The 18,091-nt window shown below is 64.1% G+C and carries 21 protein-coding genes; 3 read left to right on the forward strand and 18 right to left on the reverse strand.

The features are described from left to right. The 4 genes from A5756_RS00010 to sigI form a co-directional block, all read right to left on the reverse strand. The coding region (locus A5756_RS00010; protein WP_066944814.1) for an alpha/beta fold hydrolase at window positions 1-726 on the reverse strand (726 nt) is incomplete at its 3' end. Between the two features lie 58 nt (window positions 727-784). Next, entirely contained in the window at window positions 785-1,657 is an 873-nt protein-coding gene (locus A5756_RS00015) for an alpha/beta fold hydrolase (RefSeq protein WP_066944820.1), read from the reverse strand. Between the two features lie 13 nt (window positions 1,658-1,670). Next, window positions 1,671-2,063, reverse strand: a complete 393-nt coding sequence (locus A5756_RS00020) for a nitroreductase family deazaflavin-dependent oxidoreductase (RefSeq protein ID WP_197505344.1) — start codon at window positions 2,061-2,063, stop codon at window positions 1,671-1,673. Window positions 2,064-2,181: 118 nt separating this feature from the next. Continuing rightward, on the reverse strand, window positions 2,182-3,072 hold the full coding sequence (sigI, locus tag A5756_RS00025; RefSeq protein WP_066944829.1) for an RNA polymerase sigma factor SigI: 891 nt from the start codon (window positions 3,070-3,072) through the stop codon (window positions 2,182-2,184). 118 nt (window positions 3,073-3,190) lie between these two features. On the opposite strand from sigI, the gene A5756_RS00030 reads away from it, so the two are divergent. Together A5756_RS00030 and A5756_RS00035 are read left to right on the forward strand one after the other, a co-directional pair. Further along, window positions 3,191-3,733, forward strand: coding sequence for a carboxymuconolactone decarboxylase family protein (locus tag A5756_RS00030; protein ID WP_066944832.1), 543 nt, complete (start codon window positions 3,191-3,193; stop codon window positions 3,731-3,733). Next, the gene (locus tag A5756_RS00035; protein ID WP_066944835.1) at window positions 3,730-4,143 is read left to right on the forward strand and encodes a VOC family protein; all 414 of its coding nucleotides are present in this window, start codon (window positions 3,730-3,732) and stop codon (window positions 4,141-4,143) included. The genes A5756_RS00030 and A5756_RS00035 overlap by 4 nt, the downstream gene beginning before the upstream one ends. Window positions 4,144-4,490: 347 nt before the next feature. On the opposite strand, the gene A5756_RS00040 is transcribed toward A5756_RS00035, so the two are convergent. The 14 genes from A5756_RS00040 to A5756_RS00095 all read right to left on the reverse strand — a co-directional run bounded on the left by A5756_RS00040 (window position 4,491) and on the right by A5756_RS00095 (window position 17,099). Next, the gene (locus tag A5756_RS00040; protein ID WP_066944838.1) at window positions 4,491-5,246 is read right to left on the reverse strand and encodes an SDR family oxidoreductase; all 756 of its coding nucleotides are present in this window, start codon (window positions 5,244-5,246) and stop codon (window positions 4,491-4,493) included. 287 nt (window positions 5,247-5,533) lie between these two features. After that, window positions 5,534-7,000 carry an MFS transporter gene (locus A5756_RS00045; RefSeq protein ID WP_231989122.1) on the reverse strand — a complete coding sequence of 489 codons (1,467 nt, stop codon included), beginning with the start codon at window positions 6,998-7,000 and terminating at the stop codon, window positions 5,534-5,536. Window positions 7,001-7,070: 70 nt separating this feature from the next. After that, window positions 7,071-7,220: a hypothetical protein gene (locus tag A5756_RS25130; protein WP_231989123.1), complete on the reverse strand. Its 150-nt coding sequence runs from the start codon at window positions 7,218-7,220 to the stop codon at window positions 7,071-7,073. Between the two features lie 46 nt (window positions 7,221-7,266). Continuing rightward, entirely contained in the window at window positions 7,267-7,656 is a 390-nt protein-coding gene (locus A5756_RS00050; protein ID WP_066944843.1) for a Rid family hydrolase, read from the reverse strand. 51 nt (window positions 7,657-7,707) lie between these two features. Further along, window positions 7,708-8,637: an NADP-dependent oxidoreductase gene (locus A5756_RS00055; protein WP_231989135.1), complete on the reverse strand. Its 930-nt coding sequence runs from the start codon at window positions 8,635-8,637 to the stop codon at window positions 7,708-7,710. Between the two features lie 59 nt (window positions 8,638-8,696). After that, window positions 8,697-10,202, reverse strand: a complete 1,506-nt coding sequence (locus A5756_RS00060; RefSeq protein ID WP_066944850.1) for an NAD(P)/FAD-dependent oxidoreductase — start codon at window positions 10,200-10,202, stop codon at window positions 8,697-8,699. Next, on the reverse strand, window positions 10,199-10,711 hold the full coding sequence (locus tag A5756_RS26325; protein WP_231989124.1) for a hypothetical protein: 513 nt from the start codon (window positions 10,709-10,711) through the stop codon (window positions 10,199-10,201). Before A5756_RS26325 ends, A5756_RS00060 begins: the two co-directional genes overlap by 4 nt. Window positions 10,712-10,795: 84 nt before the next feature. Then, the gene (locus A5756_RS25140) at window positions 10,796-11,242 is read right to left on the reverse strand and encodes a cupin domain-containing protein (RefSeq protein ID WP_082948371.1); all 447 of its coding nucleotides are present in this window, start codon (window positions 11,240-11,242) and stop codon (window positions 10,796-10,798) included. Window positions 11,243-11,501: 259 nt separating this feature from the next. After that, complete coding sequence (locus A5756_RS00065) at window positions 11,502-12,422, reverse strand: NADP-dependent oxidoreductase (RefSeq protein ID WP_066944855.1); 921 nt, start codon at window positions 12,420-12,422, stop codon at window positions 11,502-11,504. Next, window positions 12,422-12,667, reverse strand: coding sequence for a hypothetical protein (locus tag A5756_RS00070; RefSeq protein WP_082948372.1), 246 nt, complete (start codon window positions 12,665-12,667; stop codon window positions 12,422-12,424). The genes A5756_RS00065 and A5756_RS00070 overlap by 1 nt, the downstream gene beginning before the upstream one ends. Before the next feature lie 649 nt (window positions 12,668-13,316). Beyond that, window positions 13,317-13,673, reverse strand: coding sequence for a phosphoenolpyruvate carboxylase (locus A5756_RS00080; RefSeq protein ID WP_231989125.1), 357 nt, complete (start codon window positions 13,671-13,673; stop codon window positions 13,317-13,319). 556 nt (window positions 13,674-14,229) lie between these two features. After that, window positions 14,230-14,541: a protein UsfY gene (usfY, locus tag A5756_RS00085; RefSeq protein WP_156659082.1), complete on the reverse strand. Its 312-nt coding sequence runs from the start codon at window positions 14,539-14,541 to the stop codon at window positions 14,230-14,232. A gap of 42 nt (window positions 14,542-14,583) precedes the next feature. After that, window positions 14,584-14,964, reverse strand: a complete 381-nt coding sequence (locus tag A5756_RS00090; RefSeq protein WP_066944867.1) for a hypothetical protein — start codon at window positions 14,962-14,964, stop codon at window positions 14,584-14,586. Between the two features lie 437 nt (window positions 14,965-15,401). Continuing rightward, a complete protein-coding gene (locus A5756_RS00095) occupies window positions 15,402-17,099 on the reverse strand; it encodes a sigma-54-dependent Fis family transcriptional regulator (RefSeq protein ID WP_304441114.1) in 1,698 nt (565 codons plus the stop codon). A gap of 369 nt (window positions 17,100-17,468) precedes the next feature. Here A5756_RS00095 and A5756_RS25145 point away from each other — a divergent pair, with 369 nt between their 5' ends. Further along, complete coding sequence (locus tag A5756_RS25145; RefSeq protein WP_082948373.1) at window positions 17,469-17,684, forward strand: hypothetical protein; 216 nt, start codon at window positions 17,469-17,471, stop codon at window positions 17,682-17,684. Window positions 17,685-18,091: the final 407 nt, after the last annotated feature.

Raw genomic sequence — 18,091 nt, forward strand, 5'->3', positions numbered from 1 at the left:
GACCTTGACCTCGTCGAGCCGGAATCCCCAGTCCTGGGTGAACAGGATGACGTCGTTGAACGGGGCCGCCAGCTGCTTGCGGCTGCCGTTGAGCAGGTCGTCGAGGAACATCGCGCCGAACTCGGGCCGGGTCAGCAGGCGCCGGTCGCCTTCGGGCGATATCGCCGCGTACAGGTACAGCGCGGGATTGGCGACCGGACGGATTGCCCGGACCACCAGGCTCGCGCCGATCCGCAGCGGGTCACCGCCCAGCCGCAGCAGCGGCGCCACCCGCTTGCCCAGGTTCATCAGGCCGCTGGTGATCCCCTCGTCGCCGAGGAAGGGCGCGACGCCACCGAGCACGCCGGCCGCCACCACCCTTTCGTGCAGCACCGCGGCCGACGCGAGGGCGTACGGGCCGCCCCCGGACAGGCCGATGACGGCCATGTCGTTGATGCCGAGCGTGTTCGCGATCGTCCGCAGGTCGTCGGCGAACGCCCGGATGTTCTCGTAGCGATGGGGCGTCGACGAACCGATGCCGGGCCGGTCCAGGCCGATCAGGCGGATGTTGTGCTGTTCGGCGTAGACCCGGGCCTCGACCGGGATTTGCCGGCGAGCGCCGGGGGTGCCGTGCAGCCAGAACATCGCGCGCCCCTGCGGGTCGCCGAATTCGGCGAAACCGATCTGGCGGTCCTCGCCGACGGCGACGTTTCCCTCGAGCTTGGGGCGGGCGATCTCGATGACCATGCCAGCAGCCTCGCATGTGACGAGCCGTTTACCAAAGGCTCACGGGGGCGAGGGCAGGCTAAGACTGCGGTCGCTCAACAAATGACGTCAGGGCCGCGGCCACCACGTCGGGGTCGTCGCACATCGGAAAATGGTTGCCCCGGCGAACCTTCAACTGGCGTGCTGCGGGGAACAACGCCTTCCAACGCGGTTGAAACCTCAGCGGATCGTTGAATTGGCCGAAGACCGTCAGCACCGGCCGGTCGGCAAGGGCACCCCGCAAAGCGGTCTCGACTTCTGCGTAGAGCGCCGGCGCGCCGCGCGCGTCTCGGAAGTAGGCGTGCCAGGCGCGGCGCGCCGATGCGTCGATGCCTTTCCGGAAGACCGCGCGATCCGCGCGGCCCCAGTGTCGGCCAACCCCGAAGCTGGTCGACGTCAAGCGAGGGAGCGCGCCCGTGGCGGCGTCCAGTTCGCGGACGGGGGCACTCCCCATCGCGGCGAGCATGCCTCGGAAGGCCGGGCCCGTCGGCGTCCACGCGAAGCAGTTGACGGCGGCCAGCGCCGTGACTCGGTCGGCGCAGCGCGCCGCGGCCAGGATTCCGGCCGGCCCGCCCAGGTCGTGGGCAACCAGCGTGACGTCACGCAATTGCAGCGCGTCGATGACGGCGGCGACCGCTTCGCCCGCTTGGGCAAGCGTCGGGGATGGCAGCCGGTCGCTGAGCCCGCAACCGGGTGCATCAACAGCGACGCAGCGAAAGTCGTTTTGCAGGCGCAGCAATACATCACGCCAAACGAAGCTCCAGCTTCCGACGTGAACGAACAACAGGGTCGGGCCGCCGCCGATGTCGGTGACAGCAATGCGACCTCGGTCATGACTCAGCGCGTACGTCTCCCATGGCCACGCCGACGACGGCAGCCAGCTTGGGCGATCAAGTATGGCAAGCGTTTTCATGAGGAAGCCTCCTTCATAGGGTGGTTTGAATGCGCAGCAGCAAGAACTGCCTGACGCCCAGCAGCTTGAATCCGAATCGTTCGAAGGCGTTGAAGGCCTGGCGCACCGGCTGCTTTGCTTCCACCGTGTCGACGAACCGGGGTCGCACTGCGTGATAGCGCCTGCCGCGTAGCTGCACAACGCAGTGCCCGGCGGCCCGTACATTGCGCGCCCAATCCGATCGATTGCCGAACGACAACGGAACCACGATCGTGTCGCCCGCCACGGCGGCGCTCGTCGGAGTGACGTAAAGCCTGCGGGACCGACGCCCGACGTGCTGGACCCGGGCCATCATCGGCAGGAAGCGTCGTCCGGCAACCGTGCCGACGAGCGGGTTGAGCGCTTTGGTCAATGGCCTGATGACCAACCGAACGGTCCTCGAAGGACCTACGGCAACGAATTGTCCGTTGCGTGTTTCCGAATCTGGTTGTCGTGCTGGCGTACTCATGCATAAGAGGACGAGAAGACCGGCGATTTTGTGACGCCTACCGGGCCGCACCGAGTTCGGCGCGTAACGGACCTAGTGCCGAATCCCGAACGAGAACATGGATTTTCACTACCCTGCCGTCCTCGATCGTCAGCGCCAGCAGACCGGCAAGGCGACGGTTGACGAACGCCAGGATCGCGGGTTGACCGCACACCGGTTGCGCCACCAGGACGGTGTCGGGCCGGCCCCAGTAACGCAGAATGTTTAGGCCGACTTGGTGGGCGCCGATGACGACAACACCACCGCGCGCATCGATTTCGCCGGAAACATCGCGATGCAACAGAGTCATCAGCGCGTCGAAGTCACCCGTCGAACATGCTTCGATGAACGCCCTGGTGATCAGGCGGTGCTGGGCCGGTTCCACCAGGCCGGAGCCCGCCGAGCTTCCCGGTTGATACCCGTTGATCTTGCGCCGGGCCCGATGCGCCAATTGCCGGCATGCGGGCGCGTGGCTTCCGACCGTGGCGGCGATGGTGTCAAAGGGCACTTGAAAGACGTCGTGCAATACAAACACCACTCGCTCTGCGGGACTGAGGCGTTCGAGCATGATGAGCAGGGCCAGCCGAACCTCCTCGTCGAGCGTCACTCGATCGGCGGGATCGATGGCTGACAAGTCGCGGTCGCGTTGTTGTTCGGCGATGTCTTGCGGGCGTTCGCGACGCGCCGACGCCGCCTTCATGTGATCAAGGCAGAGCCGGCTGGTCACCACGATCAGCCAGCCCCGCTCGTCGTTGATGTCGCCGACCGGCACCTTCAGCAGCCGAAAGAATGCCTCCTGCACCATATCTTCGGCCGCCCCGACGTCGCCCAGCATCCGGAAAGCGAGGTCGACCAGATATGCGCGATTCGCCTTCCACGCAGCACTGATCCGGTCGTCTTGAGCATCCATGAAGTTAAGGACGGGATGGGCCGGCCGAATGTGACATCGCGGCCCCGGCAGTCACATTTCAGGGCGCTGCACCGTCCTTCCAGTCACCCATCCAAACCGATCAGACGAGGTTAGAAAGATGAGCCGGATACCCACACACACCGTTGGCGACGCCCCGCAAGCCTGCCGCGGCCTGCTGGAACACGTGATCCAATTTTCGCCGACCGGGCGCCCGATGAATCTGCATGCTCAGATGGCGCATTCACCGGCGGTGTTCGTCGCATACACATCGCTTCGCGCAGCAACCGCTGAGCACGGCACGCTCGGCCCGCAGTTGTCTGCCGCCCTGATGCTCGCGGCGGGCGGCGCCGTCGCCAACGACTATGTCGCCGGAATCACCAGTCGGCTGGCACAGCTGGCGGGATGGACGGACGAACAGGTCGCGGCATTGCGCGTCGGAAGCGCCACTGGCGACGACAAGATCGACGCAATCGCCGGACTGGTCAGGGAAGCGGCTGCCAACCGTGGGAAGGTCGCCGACACCACGTGGAGCCAGGCACTCGATGCCGGCTGGAATGACGAACAGCTGGCGGAGGCCTTCGCGTATCTGGGTCTGGCCGTGTTCACCGCCTATTTCCTGAACTATGCGGAAACCGATCTCGACGTTCCGGTTGCGGTATGACGACTGCGCCGCGGCTCGAACTGGCGCAGGTGCGCTTCGTCTCGGCAGCGATCGAACCGATCGCCGCGTTCTATGCGGCTCTGTTGGGCGTCTCGGTGCCGTTCAATGGTCATTACCTCGAAATGCCGGCGGGTCCGGCGTCGGTCGGATTCTCCCGAGTCGGATTCACCGAGGACCGTGCGCCGCGTGCGGCAGGCAAGATGGCCCTGGCGGCACAGGAAGGCGAGATGATTCTCGACTTCACAGCCGCCGATGTTGACGGCGAATATACGCGCATCAACACCCTGGGCGCGGCCTGGTTGATGGCGCCCACGACGCAACCCTGGGGCAGAAGGTCGATGCTATTGCGCGACCCCTACGGCCACCTCATCAATGTTTCGTCCTCCACCACAGAAGATTTCAGGCGTTGAGCAGCCGCTCGCCGATGACCCGCTCTGCCCGCAGGGTCGCCAACTCGTCCGCGGACTGGGTAACCAGGGGTGCCCGGTGGATGGTTGACGAGAACGGTCAGCACATGGGCATCGTCAGGAATCGACGGTGGCCGTACTTCCTGCACCACGGTTATTGTTGATTTCGATTCGGAGTCAGTCGTATTCTGCAACATTTGTTATCCCCCTTGTGGTTGCGAAAACGGAAGCACAGCCGGGCCTCCGTCGACGTTAAACGCAGGCTAACGCTCCGAGACAATGCAAACTGCCTGCTACGCGGGCAAGCGCGGGGCGGTCGATTGGGATCACTTGAGTTCCACTCAATTTCGCTAAACGCGGCTGGAGTACGCGTCGATCCAGTCGGAGTATCGAGTCGTGAAGATGGTGGCGTCCTCGTCGGGTGCGAGGGTGTGATCGTCGATCACCGCACCGAAGTATGGCGCCAGGGCGTCAGTCACGACCTGACGTTGATCACCAATGGCGGCAAGGCCCGTGCGGACGAAGTCGTCCATTCCCATTGCTTCGGGTCCAGCGATCTCCGTTACTCCGTTGATGGGATGCCCGACCGCCGCGCGGGCCACGGCGGTGGCGACATCGTCGGCCGCGATAGGACGGAACAACGCGTGGGGCAACCTGACAATGTCTCCGTCTGTCGCGGAATCGGCCAAGCCAACCGCGAATTCGTAGAACGGAGTTGCCCGCACGATCGAATAGGGCCGGCCCGAGTCCTTGATCAGGTCTTCCTGAGCTGCTTTCGCGGTGTTGTAACCGCTATCTGGCATGGTCTGCGCGCCCACTACGGACAACGCGACATGGTGCTTGACTCCTGCTTCCCGTTCAGCAGAAAGAAGATTCGTGGTCGTGGTTGTGAAGAAATGCATCACAGGTCCGTCGTCGAACAGTGGTGAATCGGCCACGTCGACCAGGACATCCGCGCCGGCGACGGCGTTGGCGAGGCCTTCACCGGTGAGTGAATCGACACCTGATCGGCGTGAGGCGGGGATCACGTCGTGCCCCTGCACGCTGAGTTTGGACACTACTTTCGAGCCGATCAGCCCGCGCCCGCCCATGACTACGATCTTCATGATGAACCTTTCAGAGTTGCGTTTGATTGGTCACTTCGGTTTCGTGCCTTCCGCCGCCGTTCGAACCGCCGAAAGTCGGTAGTCTCACCGATGGGCTCTTCGTATCGACGCCGCATACGGCCCGTGATCAGGCGCCCCGCAAAGGAAGTGACGATCCCGCCCGGGTCTGGTCGTACTGAGCATGAAGCGAGGCGGGGTGAGTTGTCATCACCCCAACCACCTATTCACCCGGGGTGAGTAGTACGCCGCCGTGAACCGAAGCGTGATTGGGTCGGTCGGGTGAACGATCACTGCGGAGGTGATGGTTCAGTCGCGGCCGAGGGGCTGCTGGCCAGGGCGGGTTGCACACCGGGCCGGTCGCGGCATAGCGCCGCGATGTCGCAGGGCACAGGTTCACACGCAGGGAGATTGGTTATCAACAGCGCGGCGCATAATGCGCCAAGGCCGAAGAGTGCCGCGCTCAGCTCTAACACGTGGGCGAATCCGATGGCGCTCGCCGTATCAGTGCTGATCAGGCCCAGGGACCCGATCGATACCAGCGCGGCCAAACGCGAGACGCCGTTGTTGATCGCCGACGCCACCCCGCTGTTCTCGGTCGGCACCGACGCCAGTGTCACCGACGTCAGCGGTGTGATCGTCACGACCAGCCCGATGGCCAGCACGGTCATCCCGGGAACCAGGTCGGTGATCGCTTGGAAACCACTAGGTTTCGGGCGGATCAGCAGCAACCCGATTCCCGCCAAAGCGGGGCCGACAATCAGGAACGCACGTGGTCCCAGCCGCGCGGCAATGCGGCCGACATGGCGGGCAAATAGGAACGACAGCGCCGGGATCGGCAGGGTGGCCAGTCCGACCGCGGTGGCTGAGTATCCGCCAACTTCTTGGGTGTAGAGGGCGATGGCCAGCGATCCCAGCGTCAACCCGCCGTAGACGAACGCGGTGACGAGGTTGGCGGCAGCGAAGTTGCGAAAGGTGAACAGCGGCAACGGAAGCATCGGAGACCTGCTGCGGTGCTGCCAACTCACGAAGCCGGCCAGTGCGGCGATCCCGATCACCGCTGGTGTGAAGACCGTCGGGACGGTCCAGCCGTCGCGTTGCGATTCGATTAACGCGTATACGGTCGCGGCCAGCCCTACCGCCGATAAGCCCACCCCGGCCGTATCGACACGGGCGCCTTCGACGCGCCCCGACATCGGACAGAGCCAGAACGTGAGTGCATACGCGACCGCCATGGGGATCGATGACAACACGAAAATCCAACGCCAGCCCAAGAAATCGACGCACATCCCGCCCAGCAGGGGGCCCAACGCGAAGGCGGTTCCCGTCCACCCGGTCCAGACGCCGATCGCCGCGGACTGGCGTGCCTTGTCGAACACCGTGTTGATCAGTGCCAGCGAACCCGGCACGAGGAAAGCCGCACCCAGCCCCTGGACGAGGCGCGCGGTGACCAGCGTCGCCGGTGAGGTGGCAGCCGCCGCCAGAACCGAGCCCGCCCCAAACGTCAACAGCCCGAACCTCATTACCGGAACGCGTCCGAACAAGTCCGAAATGGACCCGCCGGGAAGAATCGCGGCCGCCGTTGCCAGCAGGTAGCCATCGATGATCCATTGCTGCAACGCCAGGCCGCCGCCGAGGTCGTGCTCGATGGCCGGCAAAGCCAGGTTGATGACGGTGGAGTCGAGGAACGCGACCATTGACACCATCACCGCAACCACCATCGCACGGTTGGTCGGTGCCGCGTCGCGCAACGTCACTGCCGCCACCGTTCGGCGAGTGGCGATGACCGAGCGTCAGAACCGTTGTGTGCATTATTCATTGGCTTGCTCACCACCGGTCGAAATGCCCCACGTCGTCGAGCGGAATCCGTCGAGCACGGCGGAAGGTCGTCCCGGTGTAGTAGGCGGCGGGAATGGTCGTCGCGTGATTGACGTTCTCGCGCAGGCCGAGGATGGCCCGCATCTCGTCGTCGGCCATTACGGTCACCCCGGTCCACGTGGTTCCCAAGCCCCGAGGTACTCGCTCATGCCGGCAGGATGGCCGTGACTTCGACTTCCACGCGGATGTTTGGCCACACCAGCCCGTCGATGATGCTGAACATTGCGGCGGGTTCGTGGCGGATGATCTCTTTGCTCACCGCCAGGTAGGCGGACGCGTTGTCACGGCTGGTGACCCATTGGCGCATGTAGACAATGTCGGTGAGCTTGGCGCCGGCCTTGGCGAGCGCCTTTTCGACATTGGCCCAGCACTGCCGGGCTTCGTCGGCGAAGTCCTCAGGCAGGGTGCCGTCTTCGCGCACGCCGGGCGTTCCGGAGACGAAAATCTCTGTGCCGCCGCCGGATACGGCGACAGCGTCGGCGTATTGGCCGATGTGATCGGCCACTCCGGTGCGGATCCGGGTAATGGTGGTCATCTCGAGACTCCTTGGTAGTGTGAGGTTTTTCGGTGTGTGATGGCATCTTCGTCAGGTGTCTGTCTTGATGACCACTCCGCTGGGCTCGTGGCCTGCGACGACTTGTGCGAGGGTGTAGGCGGCCTGATCCAGGCTGCAGGAACGCGGGGTTGGCATGCTCAGCCGCTGAGAGGCGAGTAGCGCGGTCAGGCGGTCGAGTTGAGCGCCGTCGGAACGGACGTAGACCGCGGTCACGGTGATGCCGCGGGTGGATGCGGGCGGGTCGGGAGTGATGGTGGCCAGCCGGCCGCCGTCGGCAAGCGCGGTCATCGCCGCAGCGGCACCGCTGGGGGCTGCGTTAGCGACGGTGTTGATGGGGTTCTTCGCCAATCCCCTTGCCTGTTGTGGCCACATCCGATCGCGGTAGTCGATTACTTCGCGCGCGCCATACCCCCGGACTCGGTCGGCGCTCCGCGGGCTGGCGGTGGCGAGCACGTCGACGCCGCGTAGGGCGGCCAGCTGGACAATGAGCCCGCCGGTGATTCCGCCCGCGCCGTGAACGAGCAACGTTCCTCCAGCGTGAAGGGCCAACGCCTCGCCGGCCACCTGCTCGGCGGTCAACGCCGGCACCGGAAAGATCGCTGCGGTCTCCCACGAAATCCCTTGCGGTTTACGGGCTAGCGATCCCACGGCTGCGATCAAAAAGGGCGCCCACGCGCCTTGGTCGCGCAGCGGCACCGGGTGACACAGCACGTCATCACCCACACTGAATCCGTTCGGGTGGGCACCCACGGCCCTGATGACCCCGGCGGCCTCGACGCCGAGCGCCAGTGGAGGGCTGATGCCGACGTCCCAGCCGCCGGTGCGAATGATGTCGTCCCAGTTACCAACTCCGGCACTGCGAACCTCGATGAGGACCTCGTCGGCCGCCAATGGCCGCGGTTCGTTTACTTCGATCGTCTCCACTTCGCCGCCGAAAGCTCGGACCCCCGCTGCGAGCATGGTCACGGTGAGACGACCAGCCAGGCGTAAGTCATTGTGGTCCTCTCAAGGGTCGTTCTCTAACCGGTCTGATAAACAAGGTGATTCGCTTGACCGCTGTCGTCCTGTGTTCTCTGCCTCCCGTTTTCCGGTAACGGGGTGAGTTCGGACTCTTGGTCGAGTAGCAGATCCCAGACCTGATTGACCGTCGGATGTGGCGCGACGGCATGGCGCAGGAGACTGACTGGAATCTTCGCGACAATAGCCAGGGTGGCTGCTTGCACTAGTTCGGAGAACTCCGGGCCGACAAATGTCGCCCCGAGCAGTGTGTTCGTCTCGGCGTCGATGACCAACTTCGCCCATCCCTGGAAACCATCCCGGAAAAGGGCCAGAAATGACAGTGTGCCGGGGTAACGGGCCGTTCGCGTCCGCACCACGAATCCTTCTGCTAGAGCTTGACTTTCCGACCGCCCTGCTCTGACGACTTGAGGCTCGGTGAAGATAACCTGTGCAAGGCTGCCCGCATCACGGGCGGCCAATTCGTTCTCCCTGAGTTCTCGCCCCGCGGCCCGCGCCGCGATGATGTCGGCCACGAGATGGCCGTGGTAGGTGGAGATATGCGACAACCGAGCACGCCCGGTGGTATCGCCCAAGGCGTACAGCCAGTCGCCTATGACGCCGACCGCCTGAAGATGGTCGTTAACAGAAACGAACCCGCCGCTTGGCAGGCCAAGGGTTTCCAGTCCGATGTCGTCGGTGTTGGTGCGCCGTCCGGCGGCCAGGACGACCTCGTCTACCTCGATGGTCTGGCCGTCGAAAGTTGCGGTGACGGGCCCGCCCGCCACGGGGCGGGCTACCGCCGACAACTCCGTGTCAAAGTGGATCGTGAGGCCTTTGCTTCGCAGTGACTGCGCGACCAGGTCGCGGGCTTCGGGTTCGCAGCCGGGAAGCAGAGCGTTCCCGCGTACCAGAAGTGTTACCGCCGAGCCCAAACCGGTGAGGATTGTCGCGAACTCCACACCGACGGGGCCGCCACCCACCACCAGCGCGCGAGGTGGCACTGCCGTCATGGTCGTCAAGTCCCGATTGGTCCACGGGCGTGCTTGCGCCAACCCAGGTATCTCCGGCACGTTAGGACGTGTGCCGGTGGCCACCACGACCGCGTGGCGTGCCTCCAAAACGGCTTGGGTGTTATCGGCACACGTCACCCGCACTGTTCGCTCGCCGCTCAACCGGCCGAGCCCATGAAACACTGCTACACCCGCTTGCCGCAGTGATGCTGTTCGGTCTTGGTCCGAGAGGTGCTCGATGATCGCGTCGCGTTTGGCGAAGACGGCCGCAATGTCCAATCCTTCGTCCGAAATGGTTTCTCGCACGCCAGGAACGGCCTTCGCTAGATTGAACACCTCGATCGGACGAAGCAGTGTTTTGCTCGGGTTGCAGCCCCAGTAATGGCACTCCCCAGCTACCAGACGATCCTCGATGAGCGCTACCGAGAGACCTGCCGACGCGAGCTTTCGTACGGCGGCCACGCCGCCGACCCCGCCGCCCACGACGACCACGTCGAAGTCTTTGCCGGCCTTCATCTACCGTCACTCCCGATGGCCGCTACGGGCGGCTGTATTGGCTTGCGACGGTTGCGAGTGTCCGGACTGGACGAGGTGCCAGGTGTGTGTGGTGTGGGCGGCGGCGTTGTGCCAAGTATCGCGTAGGCCGCGGCTGCGCTTGCTGCGGAGAAGACACTATAGCTAAGCGGTGACTCTATCCCGAGGGATACAGCCATCGCGGTTCCAAATATTATGAGCACCAAGCAAGTCGCCACGCCGACGAGTTTTGGCCGCCAGCCGGCCAGGAGCAAGACCGCCAGGGTCGCTTCGGTCACGGTGGCGGCCCAGACAATGACGGTCAATAGCCATCCGGAAGCAAACGGAACAAGCCTGTGGACATAGCCGGCGAAAGCTCCCATGCTCCCCCAGCTACCCTGCCCAAACGGCTTCCACCAACCGAATCGGTCGGCAACAGCGGACAGAAAGGCCGCCGCGAGCGACAACCGTAGGGCTATCTGGACAACCTGGCTCGAATCATGCGTGCGCATGGACTGCTCCCGCTGTGTCGTATTGCGGCGATGGATGATTGTCGTCAAATTCGTTCATGTCGAGCAATCCAAACTTCTGGATCGCTAACGCGTCGGCTCAGTTCTCGCGTTGTCGGCCGTGGTGAGCGGGGCGTCGCCCGTATCGAGTAGGAAGACGGCGAGAAGTTCAGCAGGTTCGGTGGCGCTGGCATTTTCACTGATCGTGTGGTGTGCGCCGGGGGCTTCACTCCAAGTCTCACCGGCGTGATAGATGCGTGCAGGCTCACCTTCGACTTGGCTGCGGATCGCTCCGGAGATCACGTAGGCCATGATGAACGCCGATTTCGCGTGGTGGTGAGCTCCGCTTCTTGCTCCGGGCGGATAGCTCACGGTCACCGCTTCAAATGATTTGCCCGGAACGTTGGTCGGTTGATTGAAAACTGTTCGGACAACCGGGTTTTGATCAGAGTTCTCTGGCGCCGGTTCGGCATGGGCCGCGGGCGCGAGCAACACCGCAATAGTGAGAGCGGCGAGTGGTATTTTTAAGACCATTTTTGACTTGCCTTCGCTTCGGATGTCTTGACGACTAGCTGAGGTGATTGCACGATCTGGGCTGACCCGCGCACGCCCGGAGACGGATCGCACCCCGTAACCGGCACCGGTAGCTGGCAGCGACGGCGCGCGGTCGCTTGTTTCTGTTGTACCCCAAAGGGTTCGGTGGACCGACGTGGGGGTAAGACGCCTCCCAGTAACACGCGAGCAAACGAGTGTATGCACGCGTGCACGCACTCCAATCACGAAAGGTTCCATTTCAATCTTCTGCGACGCGCAGGATCGTCTTGCCAGGGACGCGCTTGCCGTTAGCGAATGCGGTGACAGCTTCGGCCAATGGCAGCACGGCACCCACCACCGGTTTGAGGCGTCCATCGCGTACTCGCACGGCGAGCTCGGCCAGCTGGGCGCGATCGGCTTCGACAAGGAAGAAAACTGCCCGCCCGTCGCGCGGCTGGGTCTTTGGCGGCTCGGCGATGGTGACGAGCGTTCCGCCGGCCCGCACCAAAGCAGCCGATCGGTCGAGGACCTCTCCGCCTATCACGTCAAACACCACGTCGACTTCGCCGGCGTCCTCTAGCTTTTCGGTCTCCAGATCGACGAAGGTGTGGACGCCGACCTCCCGCGCCCGGTCTCGGTCTGCGGTCCGGCCGGTACCGATGACGCGCGCACCGACCTCGCGAGCCAGCTGCACCGCTATCGACCCAACCCCACCCGCGGCACCGTGGATCAGAACCGTTTGTCCGGGTACGAGGCGGCCGTGGTCGAACAGGCCCTGCCAGGCGGCTAATCCAGAGATCGGCAGCGCCGCCGCCACAACATGGTCGATGTCCATCGGCAGCGGTGCCAGATTGCGGGCTTCCACAGCGGTGTACTCCGCAAGCGAGCCGTTGCGGGCCCAATCGGCGAGCCCGAACACCCGCTGACCGATGCTTAAAAGTGTTGTGCCGTAGCCCAACTCAACCACGACGCCCGAAAGCTCGTGGCCGGGCACACTCGGCATCCGGTCATGGCCTGCGCGGTCGATCCAGGTGTGCGGCCAGTCAAGCTCCCCGCGTGTGAAACCCGCGGCGTGTACCCGCACGACGACATCGTTGTCGGCGGCCTGGGGATAAGGCAGGTCGGTCAGCGACAGGCCAGCGACACCGGCGTCCCGATCTGAAACAGTGATGGCTTGCATTACACGTCCTTCCTGATGTTGGGTGTTGTCGCCGGGTCAGCCGTGGGTTGCGGTTGTACGCTGACGAGCTCAAGGCCCAGATCACGGACCCGGTCCAGGAGCCCGTAAAGCTGTGACTGGTCGCGGATTTCACCGGTGAATTCGGTTCCGGCCGGACCGGCCTGCAGGCTCATCCCTTCTAGCGCGGACCCGAGCCGCTCGCTCAGGCTGCCCCGAATGCAGATCCGGTACATCGTCGGCTGCACTTGATCCTCCGCTCGCCAGCTGATGATTCAGCGTTCACCGACGCGGGGTGAGTCGTCATCACCCGGCGAGCTAATTCACCCGGGTGAATGCATAGGCATCACTGGGCGGATCGGCGAGCATCAGGCCGGCGACAGGAGGACTCTGGGTTCACATCTCAAGCGCTGCTGCCCTTACCCAAGACGGCGAGGTTCAGCGTTCCACCGCAGCCAGCGCGGTGTCAGCGCCAGTCGCCGCCATCTCGCGGCCGCGGTGTCACAGTCATGGTGCACTGGCGCCGAGCCAGGCCCCGGGCTCATTGTGCCAGCTCTGGTTTGACGGCCGACGCGCATGCCCGGCATAAGCGCGCACTCTGGCGGTCGGCGAATCTTGGTGATGCACTCAGTCTTTGACATGCACCTCCGCACACCGGGCACTCTTGGCCGGCGGCAGCCGCCTGATGGTCACGGCGCTCCCAGACGGCCGCTCGTCCCCGCCCCAACGCCTTGCGGCGTCGCCTACCCCCGCAGGCGATCATCCCGGCCGCAACCAAGGATCCCGCACAAACGGCGGCGGCGACGCCGAAATCGACCAGCTGACCATTGATCAACACGAGGACCGCATAATCACCGGCCGCCACAGCCACAAACAGGGAGGCAATGCGTAATCGCGTCATGGCGCCAGCCCGTCGAGCCCGATCGAGCGGACGGCAAAGATGCTGCGCAGGTATCCAGTGGGACGCCCGCATGTGGCGCACATCGGATGTGTGCCGCATCGGGACGCCACCTCGCGTTTATCGCCGACGTAGGTCGCCATCGCCCACTGCACGGTAGCCAGACAGGGTTGACAGAGCGTCTCGATGAGGTCGCCGTCTGGGGTTAGCCCCATCTGGTCACATCCGTCGACGGCGTGTATCTCGGCGACCGCGACCGCCGGCGCACCGCACGCAATGCCGGTCGACACGCCCTGGGCACTACAGATGGGCTGCAGCGCGTGTAGTTGATCTTCGATCGTCGGCACGGTCTCCATGACGGCATCTCCTTTCCGATGGGCCCAACGCCGGGCAGACGCGGCGGCGTCCCGGATTCGATGCGGCAGCCATGGTGTTCGCGCGGCGCCGGATGCGCATTCAGCAGCCGGTCGTTGAAATTGGCGACGCCTCATCTGATTTCTCCAATTTGTGGCGATGGTTTCTGCGGTGGCTAACGCAGCAAGGTGTCCACCACCACCGCGACCCGTTGCTCACTTATGCGGCTCCGAACGCAGACCGGGTACAAGGTTCGGTTCCACGTATCCTCGGCTGCGATCTGTTAAGCCAGCATTCAGTGAGGTGGGATGAGTGGACATCACCCCGCAAACTGATTCACCCGGGCGATTTGGCGAGTATCGCTAGCGGTAAGGCAGTAATCGGTTTGCGATTGCGGCAATGGCGATCACGGAAGAAGCGCCTGGAAACGGGGCGGGGGCGATTCACTCACAAGCAGAAATACGAAATATGTTGGAGTGCAACATCATAATAGGTGCGCAGGCGTTACGGCTTGCACGTCCGTGAACGTCATTGTCGACGGGGCGCTCCGCTGTGTGATCAGCGAGTGCGCGGGTGCGTCCGACTGCCTGGGTGTGCGGCGTCCCACTGCGCATCGATGCGGGTCACACGGTGGTTCTCGATGATGAGCCAGAGCGCTCCGGCGACCGCGCCGAGGACGGCGATGAGCACCGTGGTGGAAAGCCATTCGTAATGTCGATAGGCAGCGGCTGCCGCCGTGCTGATCAGGCCGAACATCGCCACGACCAGCAGGATCAGCCCTGGCCAGAAGAAGTTATCCTTCATCGCAATACCCGCGTGCGGTTGCGTGGTCCGGGCGTGATCCGTCGGATCGTCATGGGTGTCTCCCATCACGGCTCCCTCCGTCGTCGGATGAGATATCAAAATATTTGGTCAAGCGGAGCCGGCCCCGTCGCGGATGAGCAACTCGGGCAGCGTAATCGCCCCAATCGTTGTCACCAGCCACACCACAACCGTCGTGGCCAGCCAGGATGGCACGCCGTCAATAGTTAGCCCGTGCGTCAAGACCGACGCGAGGATCAACGCGACGATCGTCAATGCCAAACCGGTGCCCCCAAGAAACAGCGACGCGTACGGATGGGGCAACTTCAAGATCCACAATGACAGGACCGCCTGCGCTGCCGCGAACACCACTACGGCGACGACGAACCCCGATGCCGACAACGAAACCGCAGGAACGATCCAGGCCGCAATCAGTAGTCCGATCGCCCACGATGCCAGCAGCACAACTGCCCACAAGACGACTTGTCTCATGGCAATGTCGCCAACGCGTCCGCGAGTTCGATCTCGGGCAACGCATCCAGTGCATCGAGTCGTCGAGTTGGTTCAGATACGGGAGCGCGTCGTTGACGAACCGCGCAGGTCAGCTCTGGGTCGCGCGAAGCCAACCGCGAGCCGATGGCTGCCGGGTGGTCAACCGTTGTTGCCATGGGCACATCCTGGGCCTAGTCGGGGTCAGTTGTCATCGTCCGAGTCGCCGATTCACCCGGGTGATTCTCCGAATTCCCGGCAACCGGGGTTCACCACCGAGCGCGGGGTGAATCAAAGCTGAGCGCGTCATTTTAAGACGCCGCGGTGCGCTGCAGTCCTCTGCTTTGGCTATCCGGAGGCAGCGACAGCAAATGACGGGGGCCGCGGCGCTACGCGGGATGACTGTGGGCCAATGCTTTTGGGCCGACAAGCGTCGGGGATTACGCGATGCCGTAGTCGTTTATCTTGCGGTAGATGGTCGCCCGCGACATTCCCAGGGCGCGCGCCGCCTCTTGCTTGTTGCCACGGTTGTCTTGGAGGCTACGGACGATCGCGTCGCGCTCGAGGGCTTCCATTTGGGTCAGCTTCCGCCGCGTGATGGAGCGGCACTCCGGTGGCAACTTGTCGGCGCTGATGGTTCCCGATCGTTGGCGGGCAACGGTTTCGGTCAGAACGCGCCGCAGCTGCGAGACGTTGCCCGGCCACGGCAGCCTGCTGAGTTGGCGCATGGCATCGGGTGCAAGCTTCACATCAGCACCCCGGGTGATCTCACGCAGCAACAGAGGCACCAATTCCTCGAGGTCGTCAATCCTGTGTCGCAGCGCCGGCACTGTGACGGTATGGGTGAACAGCGGCAGCAGCTGCTTGATCGGTGCTGAAGGAGGCCCGGAACTCCTGGTCGCCGCGATCCATCCCCGGCCTGCGCGCGTGGCCAGCATCGAGGTGATCGATTCGAGTGTGTCCTTGTCGATGTCATCCACGTCGCCGATCACCACCGCGAAGTCCTCATCGCCGGACGCAGCCGCCAGCTCGGCAACGAGACGCGTCGCGTTGGGGAAGGTCTCGGCGCGCATCACCCGGACAGTTCGGCCCGGTTTCACGTCCCGCCCCACCGCCTGGGCCAACCGTGCCCGGCCGGATCCTTTCTCTCCTTCGAGCATTACCCAGTCTCGGTCGCGGCAGCACTGCCGCACCTGCTGGCAGCAGCGCAACCACGCGCTGTTGCGACCTGCCAGACCAGGGATTTGGGTGTACGACGAGTGGCCGACTGGCGCCGAGCGCGAGCTCGTCTCGGCGGAAAGATCAACGTGGAAAACGACATTGGTCCGGCCGCTGCGTATCGTCGAGCGGTCGGCGGCAGTGATTTTGGCGATGCGCCCGCTTGGCAGAACAGCCAGCGCCGTGCCCGACAGCTTGGAGCTGAGCAGATCCGAGGCGTGTTCGAGCAGCGCGGTCTGCTCGTTGCCGTCCAGTGCCCGACGCAGATAGGGGTTGATCAACACCACATCGCCACCAATCGCGAGCACACCGCTCGAAGACCGCCGTGCCTGCTGCAGATACGCCTCCAACAGCGCAGTCTCACCCTGATGGGCCACCGCCCGCATGCGATCCTCAATTTGACGACCGGCGCTGGTAGCCAGCGCGAGCAACAGTGGGTCGGATTCGTCGGCCAGACAACTCAGATTGACGGTGCCGATTACCCTGCGCGTTATCGGATCCCGGATCGGCGAACCCGCGCACGCGAAACCGGTGAACATAGCGACGAAATGCTCGCCGCCGCAAATGAACGCGGGCCGCCCGGTCTCGAGCGCGGTGCCAATCCCGTTGGTGCCCGCCACCTCTTCAGCCAAGCTATAGCCCGGTATGAGGCTCACCCTGTCCAACGCGTTGAGGATGGACACTTCTGCGGCGGTCCGTTCAACCACCACCGCGTCGGTTGATGTCAGGATGACGCTGACAGCTTGCGCAGCCAGGTCATCGGTGACGCACCGCAGCACCGGCGCGGCCGCACGCGCCAACCGCGAACCCATATTTGGTTCACGCACATACGGCAGCTCGACCCGGTCCGGGTGAACGTGCAGGGCCTCGGACCGACGCCAGGAATCCAGCACGCTTGGGGGCAAGGTCTCCGCCTCCAAGGACCCCTCGCACAAGAACCGTTCCCTCACCCGGCGAACATCGGTTTGGACGCCGGCCCGCAAGATCATCGACGCATGGACCTCGCTCCCGACAGAGCGGTGCAGCCGCCCCCCAATACTGGCGTCTCAGATTGAGACGGCCAACCCTGCTCAGATTGAGACGTTCAGTGTACGCCCGCGGCGGTGTCATGGGTCATGTCAGCTAACACATCGGACGGATCGGAAGAGTGATGGTGAGGCCGCGGCGGATGCAGCGCCGAAACGCAACGGCGGCTTGGCCGCCGGGCGATCCAAGGCCGGCCATCCCCGCTCGAGTCACCCGATGCAGCGCGACAACCACAGCGGTGATGCAGCGAAAGGCGTGGAGAAATGACCATCTATCAGCTGACCGATCGCCTACACGACGGCCGCACCGTACGCGTCCAAGCAGATCAAATCGCGGCGACAGTGGCGTCATGGCTGGCCGAGCTGGGCGCCTGCAGTCCATTAGTAGAGCTGCTCAGCCGAGCGGTGCGCGATGGTGACTGGCCTGCAACGCACGAGATAGCGGACTATCTGTCGGTCGAAGTCCAGGTGGCAGCATGACGTCGCGGGGGGAGTCGGAACCGCTTTTTGAGGCAGGCTCGATCCCCTCACCGACGAGGCCGCTGTTTCAGACCGCCTTCGACAACTTTGATCGCCGGTCACCCACCGCGGTGGACATCCAGAATCCCGATCGCCGCCATTCGCTCGCGATCGAGGGTCGCCGGAGCCAGTCTGGCGACTTCGCGTTGCGGTGGTGGGCCAGCGAGGCTAACGCCCCCGCACCGTGTAGGGGCGGGCTCCGATGACGGTCAGGCCACCAACTTCTGCCCCTTGTGTTCCCGTGGATCGTCAGCGCCCACCCGAGCGCGTGAATGTGCCAGGTGCGTCGCAACAAATGGTCGAAGCCGTTTCACAGGAGGTGGGGCGCGGTAACACGCCTACACTGGCTACCAGCGCTAATGGTCGCG

This window comes from Mycobacterium sp. 852002-53434_SCH5985345 (genome assembly GCF_001667155.1).
Lineage (GTDB): Bacteria > Actinomycetota > Actinomycetes > Mycobacteriales > Mycobacteriaceae > Mycobacterium.